This window comes from Collinsella sp. AM36-4AA (assembly GCF_003467795.1).
Lineage (GTDB): Bacteria > Actinomycetota > Coriobacteriia > Coriobacteriales > Coriobacteriaceae > Collinsella.
This window is the reverse complement of the sequence record NZ_QSHS01000031.1, coordinates 1-20,382: the sequence shown is the minus strand read 5'-3', so window position 1 is coordinate 20,382 and position 20,382 is coordinate 1. Positions and strand designations below refer to the sequence as shown.

12 protein-coding genes and 1 tRNA gene are annotated in these 20,382 nt (G+C 58.8%); 7 read left to right on the top strand and 6 right to left on the bottom strand.

All coding sequences use genetic code 11. The features are described 5' to 3' along the window. The first annotated feature begins 229 nt into the window (after positions 1–229). Together DW850_RS09010 and DW850_RS09005 are read left to right on the top strand one after the other, a co-directional pair. Positions 230–2,119: a carbon starvation protein A gene (locus DW850_RS09010; RefSeq protein ID WP_117786872.1), complete on the top strand. Its 1,890-nt coding sequence runs from the start codon at positions 230–232 to the stop codon at positions 2,117–2,119. Between the two features lie 183 nt (positions 2,120–2,302). Continuing rightward, on the top strand, positions 2,303–4,495 hold the full coding sequence (locus DW850_RS09005; protein ID WP_158565256.1) for a hypothetical protein: 2,193 nt from the start codon (positions 2,303–2,305) through the stop codon (positions 4,493–4,495). 741 nt (positions 4,496–5,236) lie between these two features. Here the strand turns inward: DW850_RS09005 and DW850_RS09000 are convergent. The 4 genes from DW850_RS09000 to DW850_RS08985 all read right to left on the bottom strand — a co-directional run bounded on the left by DW850_RS09000 (position 5,237) and on the right by DW850_RS08985 (position 9,986). Then, a tRNA-Gln gene (locus tag DW850_RS09000) sits at positions 5,237–5,311 on the bottom strand. A gap of 38 nt (positions 5,312–5,349) precedes the next feature. Next, positions 5,350–6,255: a peptidoglycan-binding protein gene (locus tag DW850_RS08995; protein ID WP_199408213.1), complete on the bottom strand. Its 906-nt coding sequence runs from the start codon at positions 6,253–6,255 to the stop codon at positions 5,350–5,352. Positions 6,256–6,394: 139 nt separating this feature from the next. Beyond that, positions 6,395–7,408 carry a polyprenyl synthetase family protein gene (locus tag DW850_RS08990; protein ID WP_117640837.1) on the bottom strand — a complete coding sequence of 338 codons (1,014 nt, stop codon included), beginning with the start codon at positions 7,406–7,408 and terminating at the stop codon, positions 6,395–6,397. Between the two features lie 127 nt (positions 7,409–7,535). Beyond that, on the bottom strand, positions 7,536–9,986 hold the full coding sequence (locus DW850_RS08985) for a PTS transporter subunit EIIC (protein ID WP_117786870.1): 2,451 nt from the start codon (positions 9,984–9,986) through the stop codon (positions 7,536–7,538). Between the two features lie 224 nt (positions 9,987–10,210). Between DW850_RS08985 and DW850_RS08980 the strand changes: the two genes are divergently transcribed. The 5 genes from DW850_RS08980 (at position 10,211) to DW850_RS08960 (ending at position 15,602) form a co-directional block, all read left to right on the top strand. After that, positions 10,211–10,930, top strand: coding sequence for a GntR family transcriptional regulator (locus DW850_RS08980; protein WP_117776883.1), 720 nt, complete (start codon positions 10,211–10,213; stop codon positions 10,928–10,930). Positions 10,931–11,236: 306 nt separating this feature from the next. Next, positions 11,237–12,553, top strand: coding sequence for an ABC transporter substrate-binding protein (locus tag DW850_RS08975; RefSeq protein ID WP_117786869.1), 1,317 nt, complete (start codon positions 11,237–11,239; stop codon positions 12,551–12,553). Positions 12,554–12,640: 87 nt separating this feature from the next. Next, positions 12,641–13,495 carry a carbohydrate ABC transporter permease gene (locus tag DW850_RS08970; RefSeq protein ID WP_055252174.1) on the top strand — a complete coding sequence of 285 codons (855 nt, stop codon included), beginning with the start codon at positions 12,641–12,643 and terminating at the stop codon, positions 13,493–13,495. Next, complete coding sequence (locus DW850_RS08965) at positions 13,495–14,334, top strand: carbohydrate ABC transporter permease (protein WP_117584245.1); 840 nt, start codon at positions 13,495–13,497, stop codon at positions 14,332–14,334. The genes DW850_RS08970 and DW850_RS08965 overlap by 1 nt, the downstream gene beginning before the upstream one ends. 68 nt (positions 14,335–14,402) lie before the next feature. Further along, complete coding sequence (locus tag DW850_RS08960; RefSeq protein ID WP_055252176.1) at positions 14,403–15,602, top strand: ABC transporter ATP-binding protein; 1,200 nt, start codon at positions 14,403–14,405, stop codon at positions 15,600–15,602. A gap of 455 nt (positions 15,603–16,057) precedes the next feature. Here DW850_RS08960 and glgP read toward each other — a convergent pair whose 3' ends face one another. Both glgP and malQ read right to left on the bottom strand, forming a co-directional pair. Next, positions 16,058–18,325 (bottom strand): glycogen/starch/alpha-glucan family phosphorylase, encoded by a 2,268-nt coding sequence (glgP, locus tag DW850_RS08955; protein WP_117776882.1) that lies wholly within the window; start codon positions 18,323–18,325, stop codon positions 16,058–16,060. A gap of 128 nt (positions 18,326–18,453) precedes the next feature. Further along, on the bottom strand, positions 18,454–20,031 hold the full coding sequence (gene malQ, locus DW850_RS08950; protein WP_255413150.1) for a 4-alpha-glucanotransferase: 1,578 nt from the start codon (positions 20,029–20,031) through the stop codon (positions 18,454–18,456). Positions 20,032–20,382: the final 351 nt, after the last annotated feature.

Below are 20,382 nucleotides of genomic sequence, written 5' to 3'. Positions count from 1 at the left end.
CTGGGGGATGTGAACACGCACGGATCGTTCACATCATGATTGAAGAGGATTTCTTAGACATGTTCACGCATCAGCTAAACATTATCAGCGTAGTAATTATCTGATGCGGGTTAGCACATACAGCTAGCCCGTACGATAACGGGCGGCTGATGAAGATGAGGGCCGTCGAGCGCAACCGACGGCCCTCATTTTTTATGTCTAGGAAGTTCTTTTTAGAGGAGGAAATGTAATGAACGGAGTTTTGCTCATGGTTGTGGCCGCGGCGGTGCTCGCCTGCGGCTATCTGGGCTACGGCCGCTGGCTGGCCAACAAGTGGGGCGTTGACAAAGAGGCCCTCACGCCGGCCAAGCGCATGAAGGACGGCAAGAGCTTCTCGCCCGTCTCCGCCTTTACCGCGTTCTCGCATCAGTTCAGCTCGATCTGCGGTGCTGGCCCTGTCACGGGTACGATCGTCGCCATGGCCTTTGGCTGGCTGCCCGTCGTGCTCTGGGTCCTCGTCGGCGGCATCTTCTTTGGCGCCGTCCACGACTTTGGTGCTCTGTACGCTTCGATGAAGAACAACGGCAAGTCGCTCGCTCAGCTCATCGAGAAGTACATCGGCAAGACCGGCCGTCGCCTGTTCCTGCTGTTCTGCTGGCTGTTCTGCATCATCGTCATCGCCGCCTTCACCGACATGGTCTGCAAGACGTTCATGTTCACCCCGGCCGTTGACGCTTCTGGCGCCGCTACCGGTGCCATCGACTTCACCAAGTCCTATGCCGCTGGCTGCGCTGGCACCATCTCCATCCTGTTCACCTTCGTCGCTATCGCCTTTGGTTGGGCCCAGAAGAAGTTCAACCTCACCGGTGCCGCCGAGTTCGTCACCGGCGTGGTCCTCATGGTTCTCATGTTCGCCGTCGGTATGCAGTTCCCGGTCTACCTGGACAAGTTCCAGTGGTTCGCCGTCGTCATGGTCTACCTGGTCTTCGCTGGCGCTATGCCCATCCAGATGCTCAAGACCCCGCGTGACTACCTCACTTCCATCATGATGATCGTCATGATCGCCTGCGCTGTCCTCGGCATCGTCGTCCTGGGCGTTAACGGCCAGGCCACTATCACCGCTCCGGTCTTCACCGGCTTCTCCACTGCCTCCGGCATGATGTTCCCGGTCCTGTTTGTCTCCGTCGCTTGTGGTGCTCTCTCCGGTTTCCACAGCCTCGTTTCTTCCGGTACCTCCTCCAAGCAGGTCGAGAAGGAGCAGGACGCCGTCAAGGTCGGTTACGGCGCCATGATCGTCGAGTCCTTCGTCGGCATCCTTGCCATCATCGTCGCCGGCATCATGTTCTCCGACATGAACACTGCCGGTACCGGTGCCCTCAACGCCGGCGTCGCTTCCACCCCGTTCCAGATCTTCGCCGCTGGCATCTCCCGCGGTATGCAGGCCTTCGGTGTTAACGGCACGCTTGCAACCGTCTTCATGACCATGAACGTCTCCGCTCTGGCCCTGACCTCGCTCGATGCCGTCGCCCGCATCGCCCGCACCTCGTTCTCCGAGTTCTTTGCCCAGACCAACGACGCCCTGGCCATCGAGTCCAAGGCCGGCTACATGAAGGTTCTCGGCAACCCCTGGTTCGCCACGGTCGTCACCCTGCTTCCCGGTCTCGCCCTTGCCTTTGGTGGCTATGCCAACATCTGGCCGCTCTTTGGTGCTTCCAACCAGCTGCTCGGCGGTATGACCATGATCACCCTCGCCGTGTTCTGCAAGTGCACCGGCCGCAAGGGCTGGATGCTCTACGTGCCCGTCGCCTTCCTGCTCTGCTGCACCTTCACCTCGCTGGTCCAGAGCGCCATGGGCTGCATGACCGCTGTCCAGGCTTACGGCTTCTTCGGCACCATCCCGGCTACCGCCACCACGGCCGCCGTCTCCGTCGCCGCCACCAAGGGCCTGCAGCTCGTTTTCGCCGTCCTGCTGATGGTCCTGGGCCTCATCGTCGCCGTCAACTGCCTCAAGGAGTTCTTCGGCAAGGAGGCCGGCTCCATGCCTGACGAGGAGCCCGAGTGGTCCGAGATGGGCAAGGCCGAGTACGGTCGCGCCGCTGCCGCTGAAGCTCCTGCCGACGCCGAGGCCGCCAAGGCCTAGTCGGTCGGACGGGTTGAATCTCCCATCTATTTGACTCGGAAAGACCGGGTCCGCAATCAGGCGGACCCGGTCTTTTTTCTTGTGAGAACAGGTGGTGCAAGGGCGTTCTCGCAGATGTTTTGCGTGGATAGGCTCGTGCGTTGTACCATATGGACGTATATGTGTGCATATGAAAGGGGCCCCGTGGCCAAGACGGTATATTCCGATAATCAAAACAATGTCGATGCTCTGGCTGAGCGCCTGAGCAGCCAGACGTCGCTTTCTGCTGAGCGTGCCAAGCTGGTTGCCTACGATCTGCTTTGCCGCAAGGCGCTCAAGATTAAGTCGAGTGCACTGGCGCAGATTTTCCGCTCCGTCGATAAGGAATGCGACACCAAGGCGATGCGCGATGAGCTTATCGCGGCAAATATCGTGACCAAGATCGAGGGTAGCGGCATTAACGGGCGCCCGGCGTTCTATACCATCAATGCTGAGATCCGCGATGCCCAGGAGCAGCCTGCCGAGTCCGTCGAAGATTTTGTCGTCGAGGATTCCGCTGACGTGCCTGCTGTGGAAGAAGCTGCTCCGCGTGAGCATGTCGATACCGATGAGTTGCTCGATGAGAACGTCGTGCGCGCCTTTACGGCCAAGGCAGGACGCGGCGGTTTTGGCGGGGGTGGCAAGCGCGATGCGCAGCGCCGCGCCCAGCAGGAGCGCTTCCGTCGCGCCGTTGCTCAAAAGGGTGAGACGGATGCCGAGGCTGTTGAGAACGAGGTTGCTGCCGAGTCGCAGAAGCCCGCGAAGGAGCAAAAGCCCGTGGAGGCCCAAGAGCCCAAGCGTCGTCGCGGTGCTCACTTTAAGGCTGCGCAGCAGGATGTCGCGCATGAGGTTGAAGAGCCTTCCGAGGCTGCAGACGATGTTGAGGAGTCTGCCAAGAAGGCTCCGGGTTCATGCCGTCCCGGGCGTGGTTTTGCGAGGCGCGCGTATCCCGTAAGGCGTCAGGAGAAGGGCGAGCCGGCTCCGACCGCTCAGGCCGAGAAGGCCGAACAAACCGAGAAAACCGTTGAGCCGGCGGCTCGCGAGCAGCAACCTTCCGAGTCGCAGCCTGCGGCTGACACTGAGGTCAAAGCTCAACAGACCGCTGATAAGCAGGCGGGGGAGAGCGCCTCAGGCAAGCCCCGCCGTCGTCGTCACCGCGGCGGTCGTGGCTCAAATGCCGAGGCCGCGGCCGAGAAGACAGCGACACAAAACGGAGATGAGAAGGCCGAGACTCCGGTGGATCAGGTCAAGCGCCAGCCGGCGAAGGAGGCCAAGTCCGATCGTCCGCAAAAGCGCTCGTCTGCGCCCAAGCAGGAACGTAATACCCGGGCAGATTCCAAGCGTAAGCCTCATGCACAGGCTGAGCCTGCCGCGGCTGATAGTGCTACCCAGCGGCCCGAGTCGGCCGTCCACGGCGAGGTATCGGCGTTTGCCCTTGCCCGCGTTTTGGGCAGGCAGCTGCTCAAAGTTGTCCCTACGCCTACGGCGCTCTCTAAGATCAAGGAGCAGCAGACTCAAATTGTTAAGGTCGAGGGCAAGGACGGCAAAAAGGCGCCGCAGCGCACTCAGCACAACGAGATGTCCAACCGCAAGATTGCCGAGGAAATCGCAATCATCCAGGCTTGGATCGAGCAAAACCGAGGTGCCGATACGCCGGTTGCCTCGCGCCGCCAGCGTGCCTACCAGATTTTTAACGATGAGAAGGCCTTTGACGGCAAGCACGGCGAGCGCCTAATTCGGCGTATGACCGAAAAGGGCATCAGCATGCAGGCGATTAAGGTCGCCCCCAACCGCCCCGTTCACTTTACGGGTTTCTTTACGCTGGGCGCCGATAAGCCATTCATTATGGTCGAGAACCTGGACACCTACGACGAGATCGTCAGGCTGCTGCGTGGCCGCAAGCACGCCAAGCTCTTTGGCATCAAGGTGGGCGGCGTGATTTTTGGCGGCGGATGCAAGGCGAGCGTCTCGCATGCCCTGGACGATTATCTGGCTGAGATCGGCTATCGCTTTAACTACGTCTACTACGTGGGCGATATCGACCGCGAGGGCGCGCGCATCGTCGAGCAGGCTCGCAATGCCAATGTGGTTGAGATTCGCCTGCATGCCGGCATGTACCGCGCCATGCTCGCCGAGCATAAGCGTCGCGTGAAGGCCGGCGGCGAGTGCGAGCCCGCGGCTGCCAACCAGGGCGTGCCGCAGAACTTGGCGGCGACGATCAAGGATCTGCCCATGGTCACGCGCGTGCAGTTCCGCAATGTGCTGCGCGAGGGCGGGCGCATTCCGCAGGAGATTCTGATGACCGCCGACTATCGGGATGGCGACTCGGGAAGCTTCGACCGCATGCTTAACAACTAAATTCCGCCGGCCCCGGGAGAGCGGGGACACCGGCTTAGGTTTCCTGCTCTACAGTCCTGCTCACGACGGAGGCCACATTAAGTGGCCTCCTGTTCGTGCGGAACTCGCGATAAACCTAAGCCGGTGCCCCCGCTCTCCCGGGGGCTGTCGTGGCTTGGCCGTTGCACGCGGCTCGCTTTTCGGAACGGGGCTGACGGACACGTTCCGAAATCTACCACCGTCGCTGTGCAGGGTGTCTATAAAGAGCCGTGGCCAAAAAACATCAAATATGAGTACTGATACTCTTTTAGTAGCAGTAATTTTGATCACATTTAAGGTGATTTGACGTGTCGATCGAGCAGATAAGCTGCCGTATCTCCTCAAGTGTTCATTAAAGGAAGACCTTGATGCGAATAAATCTCATTAAGATCTTCTTTTATTAACGAAAATAATGTAGCTACAACGGTAACAGTACTCATATTTGCCGTTTTTTGGCCACAGTCCTTCGGAGGGTCCTCGAAAATAGTCCCGAGCCGGCACTTGGGGACGTTCCTATAATGCCGGCACTTAGGAGCGTCCCCAAGTGCCGGCACCGCGTCTGCCTGCGGCGGCCGCGCCCCGCTGCGTCGCTTCGCTCCTTGCGTGCTGCGCTGGAAAACGCTTCGCGTTTCCTCAGCTCCGCACCCTTGCGGGTTCGAATTCCTCCGCTTGCCCACAAGAAAGCGCCCTGGGCCGTTATGGGCTTAGGGCGCTCAGTTTTAATGGCTGGGACGGAGGGATTCGAACCCCCAACAGCCGGCACCAAAAACCGGAGTTCTACCGTTGAACTACGTCCCAATGTTTGGTGTTGCCCAAAAGCAACTCGTCTAGTTTACCTAATCTGCGAGGGCATCGCAAACGCCATCGAGAAGGCGGACGGCGAGGGTCTGCGCGTCGCTTGCGGTAAAGGTGCCGTTGTAACGCGTCATGCCGGTGAGCTCGATGCGAATTCGTGCCGGCTTTTGCTGTGCGGCGACATTGGCGGTACGGATGCGCTGGGCCAGGTTGTGGCACTCGGCGAGGGCGATCGTGGCGCGCGGGGCGGCGTCTGCAGGCAACTCGTCGCTTGCGATCTCGAGCACCAGGTCGACATCGGTCGGAACCTCGGAATCGCAAAGCATCATGCCGCTGCTGTCGGTCGTCGCCGTGGCGATGTTCCACATGCGCGATGCTACGCTGCGCGCGATAGGGTCCTCGCCGATGACGGCAATCTGGAAACGCTCGAGCACGTTGGCGGCGCGCGCAAAACCGATGCGAGACTCGGCTTCGGTGACCGAGGGCTTGCCCTCCCACACATGGTGCAGGCGGTTGATGTAGGCGTAGGTGTCCTGGAAGGCCATGCCGTCGGCAAACAGGCCGACATTTTCCTGGAACTGCTGCAGGGCGGCCTCGGTATGCGGACCAAAGTAGCCGTCGTCTTCGCCACAGGCAAAGCCCAAAACGTTGAGAGCGCGCTGCAGGGCCTTGACGTCGGCGCCGTGAAAATTGGGCATGCGAAGGTAGAGCGTGCGGTCGCCCAACTTGTATGAAGCGTCTACAAGGGCGCTCCAGCAGGGGATATCGACAGCATAACCGGCCGCAAGGCCGCTATCGAGCCTAAACGTGCCAACGGCCTGCTCGGTGGTGGTGCCAAAGCGCTTGTCGGCGACCTCGTCGGCATCGATGGTGTAACCGAGCTGCAGAAGGCGGGACTGAACATCCTCGACGGCTGCTCCCTGCATGCCCGTGGTAATAGGTTCCATGAACGAACCCCTTTCGGCGTACGATTCGTACTATTTTGAGCGCGTGTCGGATAGACAACGCGAGACAATGCATAAACATGCACTCAACAGTGTAGCAACTTGTACCCAAACGCGCTGCCCACAGGTTTTGTGACCCCCGCTAGTTGAGGCGCTCCACAAAGAAATCTGCCATGGAGAGGAACAGTTCGCGTGCGTGCGGGTCAAGCTCAACGTTCTCGATGGCAGCCTTGGCTTTTGCGGTCAGGTCCAGCGCGTAGGCGTGAGCATATTCGATGGAGCCGGTCTGCTGGAAGATCTCCACGGCGCGCGCGAGCTGCGCGGGGTCCTCGGTGCCCGAGGAAAGGATTGCCTCGACCTCGTCGTGATGGCGCTCATCAGACAGGGCGTGCACGGCAACGAGCGTGCGTTTGCCCTCGGTGATGTCGGTGCGGAAGTCCTTGTTGGCGGCCTCTTTGGTGCCGACCAAGTTGAGCAGGTCGTCCTGAATCTGAAAGGCAAGGCCGGTGTGCAGGCCAAAGGCGCGTAGCGCCTCGACCTGCTCTTCGCTGCCGCCGCCGATAATGGCTCCGGCGGCAAGCGGCGTGGCTCCGCTGTAATACGCGGTCTTGTGCGTCGCCATGTCCAGGTAGTCATCAACCGAGATATCAAAGCGCTCGTCACGGACCCAACCCAGGTCAAGCGCTTGACCCTCGATGGTGCGGACGATCATCTCGGTAAGCTCGTGGAGCACACGCAGCTTCACGTCGGACTCGAGCGTGGGATCGTCGAGAACCGTCTTGGTGACCATGGTGAGCGCCAGGTCGCCACAATTGATGGCGAGCCCCGTGCCCTCGGTAAGGTGCATGCAGGGCTTGCCGCGACGAATCTGCCCGTTGTCGGCGATGTCGTCGTGGATGAGTGCGCCCGACTGAAAGTGCTCGATGGCCGCCGCTGCGCTGCGGGCGCTCTCAAAGCTGCCGCCTACCGCAGTGGCGGCGAGCATGCAGATGAGCGGGCGGTGGCGCTTGCCAGCGTTTGCCGTAAATGCCGAGAGCGGGGTATACAGGTAGCGCTCGATATCGGCGGAAGTCGCCTGTCCGTCAAAGAACGTGGCCAGATAGTCGTTAATCTGGTCAAAGTGCTGGGCTAAAAAGCTGGTAAACGGACTGGACACGGGTTCTCGCATTCTTTGATAGGTTGCATCGTTGCATTATGCAGACAACATATTGCCACATTAGGGCGTCGAGCGCGGCGGTTGAAGACGATTGGTCCATGCGGCCGCAAGTGCGGTAGGGGCTTGGCTAGATAAGCCCAAAGTGTTCGAGCGCGGTGACGACGCCGTCGTGGTCGATGCTGTCGGTGACATAGTCGGCCTTTTCCTTGAGGAAGTCCGGTGCGTTGCCCATGGCGATGCCAACGTCGACGGCGTTCATCAGCGAGACGTCATTGCTGGCGTCGCCGATGCCGTATACGGTTCCGTGGTGGGGATCGAGGGCGTCGAGTACGGACTGGATACCCTCGCGCTTGGTACATTCGCGAGGCGAAATCTCGGTCACTTCGAGCTCGAGCTCGTTAAAGCAGAGCAGCGGCTCAAACGCTTGATCCTGAGCGATGCGGTTGGCAAGCGACGTGGACATTAAGATCTTGTAGGCGCTGTAATGTTGCAGCTGCGTAATTGCATCGCCCACGGTGCGGGCGTATCCTGGGGCGTCGGGCGCATCGGCACTCATGCGAACGACGCCATTGAGTCCCTCAAAACGAATCACTTCGTCCGATTGCTCAAGAATGGGAGCAAGGCGCTGCAGCATGCCGGGCGTCATCGCCAAATCGCGAATCACGTGTCCCTCAAGTTCGACATAGCCACCCGCGAGGCAGACGATGCCGGTCCAGGGCAGCTCGAGCAGCTTTGGATGGATGCAGCTCAGCGTGCGCCCTGTGCAGATAAACGCCATATTGCCCTTGGCGACAAAATCACGGATGGCTTGCGAGACCGCTTCATTGGGATAGGGGGAGAGGTCTCGCTCGCTCTCGGGAAGCTCTTGTGCCACTCGAGGGTCTTGCCAGGCGAGTGTTCCGTCGATATCGAAGAAGCAGATATCGCCGCGCTTATGGGCTGCGCTGGCGGCAGGGGAGGCCGAGGTGGTGGGCACAAATCCCGGCTCGAGGCCCATGATCTGGTCAAAATGCTCTTTAACGCGGGGAACGGAGATGCCAATAATCACCTGGGCGGTCTTGCCCGTAATGATGAGGCCCTTGGCGCCCACCGCGACAAACGACGCATTATCTGCAACGATGGAAGGGTCTGCGACCTCGACGCGCAGGCGCGTGGCGCAGTTGGTTGCGCCCACGATATTGCCAACGCCACCTAAAAGCTGAATTACCCGCTCGGCGAGGACGTGATCTTGATCGGATTGAATACTGACCTCGCCATTGGGAGATTGCTCTTTGGCAAAGCCGCTTCCCGTTAAACGATCGATTGCCGCGCGATTGGAGACATGATCCTCGCGGCCCGGCGTCTTAAGGTCATAGACCAAGATGAGTGCTCGAAAACTAACAAAAAAGATGAGGCTAAAGGCAAGACCGATACCGAGCGCCAAAAGGTAGGAGCCGGCATGCATTCGCATGAGTGGGATGAAGTTGAAGGCCGTCATTTCCATGAGACCGCCCGAGAAGATGCCGACGATGCCAAAGAAGTTCATGGTCATGGCAAGGCAGGAGGATAGGACGGCGTAGAGCAAAAAGAGTCCAGGATAGGTGAACATAAAGAGAAACTCGAGCGGCTCGGTGACACCGCAGACCACCGAGGCGACGATGGCGGGCAAAAGGATGACCTTAAGGCCGGCGCGGCGTTCGGGTTTGGCGGTGAAATAGAATGCTGCCGCGATGGCGGGAAGGCCAAAGAGCTTGCCCCAGCCGGTGGCGGTAAAACCTGCCCAGGGCGCAAGTTCATTTAAAGGGCGCGTGCTATGGGAGAGAATGGGGAGCAGGTTGGTCCACGTGGCGTAAATACCGTCGTGAATGACCAGATTGTCGTAATAGATGGGCATATAGAGCAGGTGGTGCAGCCCCATGGGCTCGAGTGCTCGCTCCAAAAACACAAAGATGCCCACGCCGAAGGGGCCGACGCCCGCAAGTGCGTGGCGCAGCGTTTCGGTCACGGCGTATGCGAAGGGCACGATGGCGGCCGAGATGGCGGCAAGGGCAAACACGGCAAAAAAGCTGATGAGGTAGACCAGCGAGGAACCCGAGAAGGTGCCGAGCCAATCGGGAACCTTGGCATCGTAGAAGCGGTCATGGATGGCGACGACGGTTGCCGATACCGCCAGCGGGCCGATAATGCCGGTGTCGAGCGTCTTGATGCCGTCGATGACGGTGATACCGCTGGCGGGGGTCAAAGATGATGGGTACTTAAGCCCAAGGTTGTCTCCGCTCAGCTTAATGATCTCGCTCAAAAAGAAGCAATAGGCAAAATAGGCCACGAGTGCCTCGAGGCAGCAGCGTGCCGGTTGCTTTTGGGCAAGACCGATAGGCAGCGCTACGGCAAAAAGGAGCGGGAGACGTTTAAAGACCGTCCACGAGCCGCGCTGGATGATGGTCCAGAAAACGTACCAAGGGGTTCCGTATACGGCGAGGTCACCGACGATGTCTACGGTCGTGGCGAGGGCGGAGATGCCGACCATGAGGCCTGATATAGAAAACAGCATGGCGGGCGCGAACATTGCCCCGCCAAAGCGTTGGATTTTCTGCAGCATAATATGCCTTCCGGATGCAACATGCTGTGCGAGCAAGAACGTTTAAACAATGAACTCATTGTAGAGGACTGGCTGCTTGCCGCATTGACGGTTTTGATTCGGTCCGATTTGGGTTTCGGGGGAACCGTCGACGGTAAATAATCCGTACTTTACCGATAATCGGTTTAAACAACTTTAAGAAATGCTATCGTGCCTAGCCATACATATTCATTAGAGGTGAAGTTATGCCAAAAGCGATTTACGAAGGAATCTACCGCGAGATCCGTTCGCGCATCATTAACGGGACCTATGCGTTTCAGGAGATGCTGCCAACCGAAGCCGAGCTGACCGCGGAGTTTGGCTGCACGCGCAATACCGTTCGACGCGCCTTGAGCATGCTGGCCGACCAGATGTTTGTGCAGCCTATACACGGCAAGGGCGTGCGCGTTATTTGGCTTAAGGGCGAAACCGACATGCTGGGCGCACTCGAAGAGGTTGAGTCGTTTGGCGAGTTCGCAAAACGCAACAATGCCGTCGCATCGACCGAGGTCAAGTCTTTTGAACATTTGATTTGCACTGAGCAACTGTCGCGCCGCCTTGGCTTTAAGGTGGGCGAGGAGCTGATTCGCGTCGTGCGTGTCCGAAGCCTCAACGGCAGCGCGCGCCAGGTGGACCACGGCTACTTTTTGGAGTCGATCGCCAAGGGCCTGACCCCCGAGATTGCGGCAAGCTCTATCTACGACTATCTGGAGCACAAGCGTGGCGTCAAAGTGATGGCGAGCCGCCGTACGGTGAGCGTCGAGCTTGCCAACGATGAGGACTGCAGCTACTTGGACCTTGGCAAGTACAACTGCGTCGCCGTTATGGAGAGCCAGTCGTACACCTCGGACGGCATCTTATTTGAGGTGACGCATGCCCGCACGCATCCCGAGATCTTCCACTACCGCGTCAACTCCAAGCGATAGCCGGCTAGCTCGCAGCCTGACGAGACTCATGTCCTCAAAGAGAAAACGCCCGGTCAAACCGACGATGCATCGGCTTGACCGGGCGTTTTCTCTGCATTCGATAACAAGTAATTGTTTATACAAAACTTGTCAAGTATCAAGTTGAAATTACCGTTCACCGAAGTTTTTCTACCGCTCTAGTAATACTTGTTCAAACAACTAGCCAAATAGCGTATTGTACAAATCAGCAAAAGGGGCAAAGTCCCCGAGCCAATCTCCGAAGGCGGCGGCAAAGGGTGCCGCCACGGTGTGAAAGGGTGGATTGTAATGAAGAACGAAATGAGCAGAAGGCAGTTCCTGGGCTTCGCTGGCTCCGCGGCTGCGGTTCTTGGTCTGGGTCTCGTGGGCTGTGGTGGTTCTGCCGGCTCCGGCTCCTCTGCTTCTGGTGACGCTGCCGAGGTCTACTTCCTCCAATTTAAGCCTGAGGTCGACAAGGAGTGGAAGGAGATCGCCAAGGCGTACAAGAAGGAGAAGGGCGTCGAGGTCAAGATCGTGACCGCCGCCTCCAACACCTACGAGGAGAAGCTCAAGTCCGAGATGTCCAAGAGCTCCGCTCCGACGCTGTTCCAGGTCAACGGCCCCACCGGCCTTAAGAACTGGAAGGACTACTGCGCCGATCTTTCCGACACCAAGCTCCGCGGCGAGCTCATCGACGACTCCCTGGCGCTGCAGTCCGACGGCAAGGATCTGGGTATCGACTGGGTTCAGGAGAGCTACGGCATCATCTACAACAAGGAGCTCCTCGAGAAGGCCGGCTACAAGGCCGAGGACATCAACTCCTTCGACAAGCTGAAGGCTTGCGCCGATGACATCCAGGCCCGCAAGGACGAGCTCGGCGTTGACGGTGCCTTCACTTCCGCCGGCATGGATGACTCCTCCAGCTGGCGCTACACCACGCACCTCGCCAACCTCCCGCTCTACTACGAGTTCGAGAAGGAGCACAATCAGGAGGACGACGAGATCAAGGGCGAGTATCTCGACAACTTTAAGCAGATCTTCGACCTGTATATCACCGACTCCACCTGCGATCCTTCGCAGCTCGCCTCCAAGACCGGTGACGACGCCACCAACGAGTTCGCAACCGGCAAGGCCGTCTTCTACCAGAACGGCTCTTGGGCCTACGCCGACCTCACCAAGGCCGGTATGACCGACGACCAGCTCGGCATGCTGCCGATCTACATCGGCGTCGACGGCGAGGAGAACCAGGGCCTGTGCTCCGGCGGCGAGAACTACTGGTGCGTCAGCTCCCAGGCTTCCGAGGATGCCCAGAAGGCCACCGAGGACTTCATGTATTGGTGCGTCACTTCTGACACCGCCACCAGCATCATCGCTGACAAGATGGGTCTGACCGCCCCGTTCAAGAGCGCTAAGGAGACCACCAACGTCTTCTCGCAGCAGGCCGTTGCTATGGCCAAGGACGGCAAGAAGACCGTCGCTTGGGACTTCGTTTACATCCCCTCCGAGGAGTGGAAGAAGAACCTCAAGCAGGCTCTCATCGCTTATGCTGCCGACAACACCAAGTGGGACGGCGTCAAGAACGCCTTCATCGATGGCTGGAAGACCGAGAAGGCTGCTTCCGAGTAAGCAGTTGCTGCCCAAGCTATCTGATTAGCGACAGGGGGCGGGCAGACGTAGGTTTGCCCGCCCCCTGCATATTGAAAGGACCCTTCTATGGGCAAAGCACTCAAGCGCTGGTGGCCGCTCTTTATGCTGCCCACGTGCCTGGCGTTTATGATCGGGTTCGTGATTCCCTTTATCCAGGGTTTCTATCTCTCGTTCTGCCAGTTTATTACCATCAATAACGCGCACTTTGTCGGTATCGAGAACTACGTGCGCGCGCTGTCCGATCCGCAGTTCTCCACGTCGTTCTTCTTTACCGTGGCGTTTGCCTTCCTGTCGACGGTGCTCATCAACGTGATCGCGCTGGCCATCGCGCAGGCGCTCACCCGCAAAGCGCTCAAGGGCACCAACATCTTCCGTACGATCTTCTTTATGCCTAACCTGATCGGCGGCATCGTGCTGGGCTACATTTGGCAGATTCTGATCAACTGCCTGCTCTCCAACGTGGGCGCCCAGCTCATCGCCCTTAACTCTGCTGCTGGCTTCTGGGGCCTTATCATCCTGACCCTGTGGCAGCAGGTCGGCTACATGATGATCATCTACATCGCCGGTCTGCAGTCCATCCCGTCTGACTACATCGAGGCCGCCAAGGTCGATGGCGCTACGGCATGGCAGACGTTTTGGAAGGTTAAGATCCCCAACCTGATGCCGACCATCACCATCTGCCTGTTCCTGTCCATCACCAACGGCTTTAAGCTGTTCGACCAGAACCTCGCCCTTACCGGTGGCGCCCCGGCGCACTCCACCGAGATGCTCGCCCTGAACATCTACAACACGTTCTATTCGCGTGCTGGCATCGCATGGCAGGGCATCGGTCAGGCCAAGGCAGTTATCTTCTGCATCCTGGTTGTCGCTATTTCTATGATCCAGCTTAAGGCCACGAGGTCCAAGGAGGTGCAGCAGTAATGAAACGCGATAAGGCTATCAACCGCGCGCTCTCGATCTTCTTTACGATTCTGTCGCTCGCATGGATCTACCCCGTGTTCATGATTGCGCTCAATTCCTTTAAGAAAGCGACCGCAATCAGCACCACCACGGCGTTCGATCTGCTCACGCCCGAGACGTTCAACGGCCTCGCAAACTACGTGCACGCTCTGAACGAGCAGGGCTTTGCCTCGGCGTTTATGTACTCGCTCATCATCACGGTCACGTCGGTCGTGCTGATTCTGGTGTGCTGCTCCATGTGCGCTTGGTACGTGGTGCGCGTCAACAGCAAGATCTCGAACTTCTTCTATTACCTGTTCGTCTTCTCGATGGTCGTACCGTTCCAGATGCTCATGTTCACGCTGTCCAACCTCGCGGACCGCATCGGCTTTAACACGCCGTTTAACATCTGCTTCATCTACCTTGGTTTTGGCGCGGGCCTCGCGGTCTTTATGTTCGCCGGCTTCGTCAAGAACATCCCGCTCGAGATTGAGGAAGCGGCCATGATCGACGGCTGCAACCCGGTCCAGGTGTTCTTTAAGATCGTCCTTCCCATTATGAAGCCCACCTATCTTTCGGTCGGCATCCTTGAGACCATGTGGGTCTGGAACGACTATCTGCTGCCCTACCTTACGCTCGACTCCACCAAGTACAAGACCATTCCTATCTTGATCCAGTACTTCCGTGGCGGCTATGGCCACGTCGAGCTCGGCCCCATGATGGCATGCATCATGATGGTCGTCATCCCCATCGTCATCATGTACATCTTCTGCCAGAAGTACATCATTGACGGCGTTGTGGCAGGTGCCGTCAAGGGCTGATGCCGTAACTGTTTTGCAAGTTTTGGCGGCGCCCCTCAGCGTGGCGCCGCGTATCGAAAGGTAGAGACATGGCCGAGATCGTTCTCAAACATGTTCAGAAGGTGTATCCCAACAACGAGTCCAAAAAGAAGGGCTTCTTTGGCAAAAAGAAGAAGACCGAGGAGAAGAAGCACAACCTCAAGGTTACCGAGGACGGCGTGCTCGCGGTGGAGGACTTTAACCTCACCGTGCATGACCAGGAGTTTATCGTCCTCGTTGGCCCTTCTGGCTGTGGTAAGTCCACGACGATGCGCATGGTCGCCGGCCTGGAGGACATCACCTCGGGCGATGTGCTCATCGATGGCAAGCGCGTCAACGACGTCGCTCCCAAGGACCGCGACATCGCCATGGTGTTCCAGAGCTATGCTCTGTACCCCAATATGACGGTGTACGAGAACATGGCGTTTACGCTCGAGCTCAAGAAGGTCCCCAAGGACGAGATCGACCGTAAGGTTCGCTCCGCTGCCGAGATCCTGGGTATTACCGAGTACCTCGACCGTAAGCCTAAGGCGCTCTCCGGCGGTCAGCGTCAGCGCGTCGCCATCGGCCGCGCCATCGTGCGTGATCCTAAGGTCTTCCTGATGGACGAGCCGCTGTCCAACCTGGACGCCAAGCTGCGTAACCAGATGCGTGCCGAGCTCATCAAGCTGCGCCACGAGATCAAGGGCACGTTCATCTACGTCACTCATGACCAGACCGAGGCCATGACCCTCGGTGACCGTATCGTGGTCATGAAGGACGGCGTCGTCCAGCAGATCGCCACCCCGCAGGAGGTCTTCAACCATCCCGCGAACATCTTCGTCGCCGGCTTTATCGGCGTGCCGCAGATGAACTTCTTCGATGCCCAGCTGGTGCGCTCGGGCAACGGCTTTACCGTCAAGACCGAGGATATGAACGTGGCGCTCGCCCCCGAGACCTGCGCTCAGCTTGCTCTCAACTGGGACGGCGGCGACGTGAAGGAGATCACGGCCGGCGTGCGTCCCGAGCAGATTCTGCTTGCCGACAAGGACGAGGAGGGCGCGCTCCAGGGTACCGTCGAGGTGACCGAGCTCATGGGTTCGACCGAGCATGTCCACGTGACCGCTCCCGATGGCCAGTTCGTCCTGATCATTCCCGTTGTCGACCTCGAGGCCAAGGGTGCGCTCAAGGCGGGCGACCCCATCTGGTTCAAGTTTGAGAAGAACGCGACCCACCTCTTCGATAAGGTCTCTGGCAAGAACCTTATCTAGGCCCGGTGCAACCAGGCCCTTCCTTTGGGCGACTGCGGTATTGCCATCCTTTTGCCGCGGTCACATATAAGGCTCCCCTCCCGTCCACTGGGCGAGAGGGGAGCCTTTCTTTGTGTTGGGACTGCCTGACCGGTCGTTTGTCTCGATCTGTAACGGATAGGGCCGATTTCGGACGTTAGATGTTACAGATCGAGACGGTTCCGCTGAGCTAACCATTTCATCTAAATCTGTAACACCAAAGGCGAATTTCACCTGCTAGATGTTACAGATTGAGATAAACCCAAGGGGAGGGGCCGGTATGTCTCAATCTGTAACAGCTGGGACCGTTTTGGTTGAGTAGTTGTTATGGATCGAGATTGTTTGGCCGAGTCGGATCACAGGGTAACGTGCGAGCACAAAAAACGGAGCCGCGTTGCCGTGGCTCCGTTTTCAAGAGGATGGGCGATGAAACCGAATTAGCTCAGGTGCCAGATCTCGTCGTTGTACTGGGAGATCGTGCGGTCGGACGAGAAGGTGCCGGCGTTGGCGATGTTGATCAGCGCCTTGCGCATCCAAGCGTCCTGGTCCTCGTAGTCGGCCAGCACGCGCTCCTTGGTCTGGATGTACTCCTCAATGTCGAGTAGAGCCATAAACCAGTCCTTGCCCATGATGTCGTCGTGCAGGCGCTGCAGGCGCTCGGCGTTGCCGGTCGCCATAAAGGCGGGGTTGGTGATGAAGTCCACCAGCAGCTTGATGCCGGGCTTGCGGTAGAGCGCGCCGGCGTCATAGGTGCCGTCGGCGTAGAGCTGCTCGACCTGCTTGGACGAGGCGCCAAAGGTATAGATGTTCTCGTCGCCGACAAGCTCGGCAATCTCCACGTTGGCACCGTCGAGCGTGCACAGGGTCAAAGCGCCGTTGAGCATGAACTTCATGTTGGAGGTGCCGCTCGCCTCCTTGGAGGCCAGGCTGATCTGCTCGGAGATGTCAGCAGCGGGGATCACGCGCTCGGCAGCGGTGACGTTGTAGTTCTCGATCATGACAACCTGCAGGTAGGGAGCCACGTCGGGGTCGTTTGCAATCCACTGGGACAGCGTCAGGATCAGGTGAATGATGTCTTGGGCGATAGTGTAGGCAGGGGCCGCCTTGCCGCCAAAGATGATGGTGACGGGATGCTTAGGTCTGTTGCCGTTCTTGATATCGAGGTACTTCCAGATGATGTAGAGCGCGAGCATCTGCTGGCGCTTGTACTCGTGGATGCGCTTGACCTGGACGTCGATGATGGCGTTGGAGGGAATGGTCACGCCCTGCTCGAGCGCCATGAACTGGCGCATGATGGCCTTGGCCTCGGCCTTGGTGGCGGCCAGGCGCTCAAGAACATCTTTGTCGTCAACGAACTCGGCAAGCTTACTCAGGTCGCCGGTGCTGCGCCAATCGGTGCCGATCACATCGTCGAGCAGGCTGGCGAGCGCGGGGTTGGCGCCATGGATCCAACGGCGGAAGGTGATGCCGTTGGTCTTGTTGGAGAACTTCTCGGGGTAGATCTCGTAGAACGGATGAAGCTCGGTATCCTCCAGGATCTTGGTGTGCAGCGCGGCGACGCCGTTGATGGAGAAGCCAAAGTGGATGTCCATGTGGGCCATGTGGACGGTGTCGTATTCGTCGATGATGGCGACGCGTGGGTCGTCGTGCTCGGCCTTGGCGATCTCATCGAGCTTGACGATAATGTCGGCGATGGCAGGGGAGACCTTTTGCAGGCTGGCGAGCGGCCACTTCTCGAGGGCCTCGGCAAGAATCGTGTGGTTAGTGTAGGCGACCATGGACCGTACGATGGTCACGGCCTCGTCAAACTCGATGTCGTGCTCGGTGGTGAGCAGGCGAATGAGCTCGGGAATGACCATGGTGGGGTGCGTGTCATTGATCTGGACTACGGCGTAGTCGGCCAGGTCGTGCAAGTTGCTGCCGCGCTCGATGGCCTCGTCGATCAGGAGCTGGGCGGCGTTGCTCACCATGAAGTATTCCTGGTAGATGCGAAGCAGGCGGCCCTGCTCGTCGGAATCATCCGGATAGAGGAACAAGGTGAGGTTCTTGGCGATCTCGGTCTTGTCGAAGTCGATGGAGCTGCCGGGGACCAGGCCGTCGTCGACACTTGCCAGGTCGAACAGGCGTAGGCGGTTCTTGGTGGGCTGGCCATAACCGGGTACATCGATGTTGACGAGCTTGGAAGTAACGGCAAAATCACCGAACTCGACGGTGTAGGAGCGGTCGTCGTCGACTAGGATGTCCTGCTCACCGAGCCACTCGTCGGGGACGGCCTTCTGCTGGTTGTCGACAAAGCGCTGGCGGAACAGGCCGTAATGGTAGTTGAGGCCCACGCCATCGCCGGTCAAGCCCAGCGTGGCGATGGAATCCAGGAAGCATGCGGCCAGACGGCCCAGGCCGCCGTTGCCGAGCGACGGTTCGACCTCGAACTCCTCGATCTTGTTGAGGTCGTGGCCCGCGGCGGTGAGCTGGTCCTTAACCTCGTCATAGATGCCAAGGTCGATCATATTGTTGATGAGCAGCTTGCCGATCAAAAACTCGGCAGAGATGTAGTAGAGCTTTTTCTTGCCGTTGTTGAGAGGACAGGCGGCAGAGCGCTCCTGCACGAGCTTGGCCAGCAGCTTATAAATACGACGGTCATCGAGCTGCTCGAGCGAGGTGCCAAAGGACTGCTCGGCAAGATCCGCAAGATTGATACGGGGCATGTTTCCTCCTGTGATGGGTTGATTACATGTCAGAAATTCAAAAGAAGCCCGCGCGAGGGATTGGAGTGGCCTCGCGCGGGGAAAACGGACGCGTCCGCACGATGGGGTGGGGTCGGGCGCGGTGGCTCCTATTGGGGAAGCTCAATTTCGTCTTCCGACGGGATGCGGAAGTAGGTCTCGGTCCAGCCGGTGAGCTTGTGCTCGAGCTCGCGGGTGATGGCGCCATCGAGCATGCGCCAGGTCCAGTTGCCGCCCATGGTGGCGGGAGTGTTGATGCGCGCCTCGTTGCCCAGGTTGAGCAGGTCCTGCATGGTGTAGATGCAGGTATCGCTTACGCTGGCGGCGATGGCGCGGTTGAGTGCATCGGCCATGGGCTCGCCTGCCTGCTGGTGGGTGTACAGGGCCGCCTGCTCGCGCTGACGCGGGGTGGCCGTTCCCTCAAACCAACCGCGCGCCGTCTCGTTGTCGTGTGTGCCCACATAGGCGACGGTGTTGGCAATGTAGTTGTGCGGCAGGTAGTACGAGTTGGTGCCCTCAAAGGCGAACTGCAAGATCTTCATGCCGGGGAAGCCCGAGTTGTCGCGCATGTCGATGACGCCGGGGGTGAGGAAGCCCAGGTCTTCGGCGATGATGGGCAGCGTGCCGAGCTTTTCCTCGAGCGTCTTGAAGAACTTGAGGCCGGGGCCCTGCGTCCACGAACCGTAGGACGAATCGGGTGAGGAGAACGGCACCTCCCAATAGGCCTCGAAGCCGCGGAAGTGATCCAGGCGGATGACATCGTACATGTCGAGGGCGGCGCGGATACGGCCCTCCCACCAGGAGAAACCGTCGGCTTCCATGGCGTCCCAGTCGTAGATGGGATTGCCCCAGTACTGGCCGGTGGCCGAGAACTGGTCGGGCGGCGTGCCGGCGACACTCACAGGATTACCGGCGGCGTCGATCTTAAAGAGCTCGGGCGTGGCCCACATCTCGACGGAGTCGCGCGAGACATAGATGGGCAGGTCGCCGATGATGAGGATATCGCGCTCGTTGGCATAGGCCTTGAGGCGGCTCCACTGACGATTGAAGAAGTACTGCGTCATCTGGTGGTAGAGCATGCGCGCGGGATGGGCGGCGCAGACCTTGGCAGAAGCCTCGCCGCGGGTACGGAGCTCTGCGGGCCACTCCCAAAAGGCCTTGAGACCGCACTCCTCCTTGACGGTCATGAACTCGCAGTAGGGGATGAGCCAGTCTTCGTTTGCTTGGACAAAGTCGTCGAAGTCGGCCGGCTTGTCGGCGGCAAAGCGCTCGGCGGCGCGGTCGAGAATCTGACGACGGCCACCAAAGATGGCACCATAGTCGACATTGCTGGGGTCGGAGCCCAGGTACACGCCGTCGATATCGCACTGCTCCAGATAGCCGGCCTCGATAAGCTCGGCAAAGTCGATGAAATTGGGGTTGCCCGCACGGGCCGAGAACGACTGATAGGGCGAGTCGCCATAGCTCGTTGTCGTAAGGGGGAGAATCTGCCAGTAATGTTGTTTGCACGAGGCGAGGAAATCGACAAAGTCATAGGCGTTCCAGCCAAAGCCGCCGATACCGTAAGGTCCGGGCAATGACGAAACGGGCATCAGAACGCCGCTTGCACGCTCCATGGATGCACTCACCGTCCTTTTGAATAAGGGGCTGCGCCGTAGATGGATAGACGGCTCGTCCCGAGTTTCCATTGCTATTGTCCCTATTGTAGAACATGTTGTTTAAACATGTATAGAGAGAATGAAAAAGTTGCCGACTTTCGGTGAATGGTAGTGCGCCATAGACGATATGAGTTGAACATTGGGAGCTCCTCCCCTTGCGGCTCTTTTGTGGGTCGGGCGACAATGGTCGTCGTCATTAAAGACCGGCTGCCAGCCAGGTTGCAACAATGCAAGAAGGGTTCACATTCAGTTGGCCGTTGACACAAACAATCGCGCGAAGACCTCGTCTTCTTCGGTAAGTCCAGGCGCGGCAAGACGCGCATGGCAGTCGCCCTCACGATGCGCGCGGTCGCTGTTGATGTTCACTAAGAAGTGGTCCGA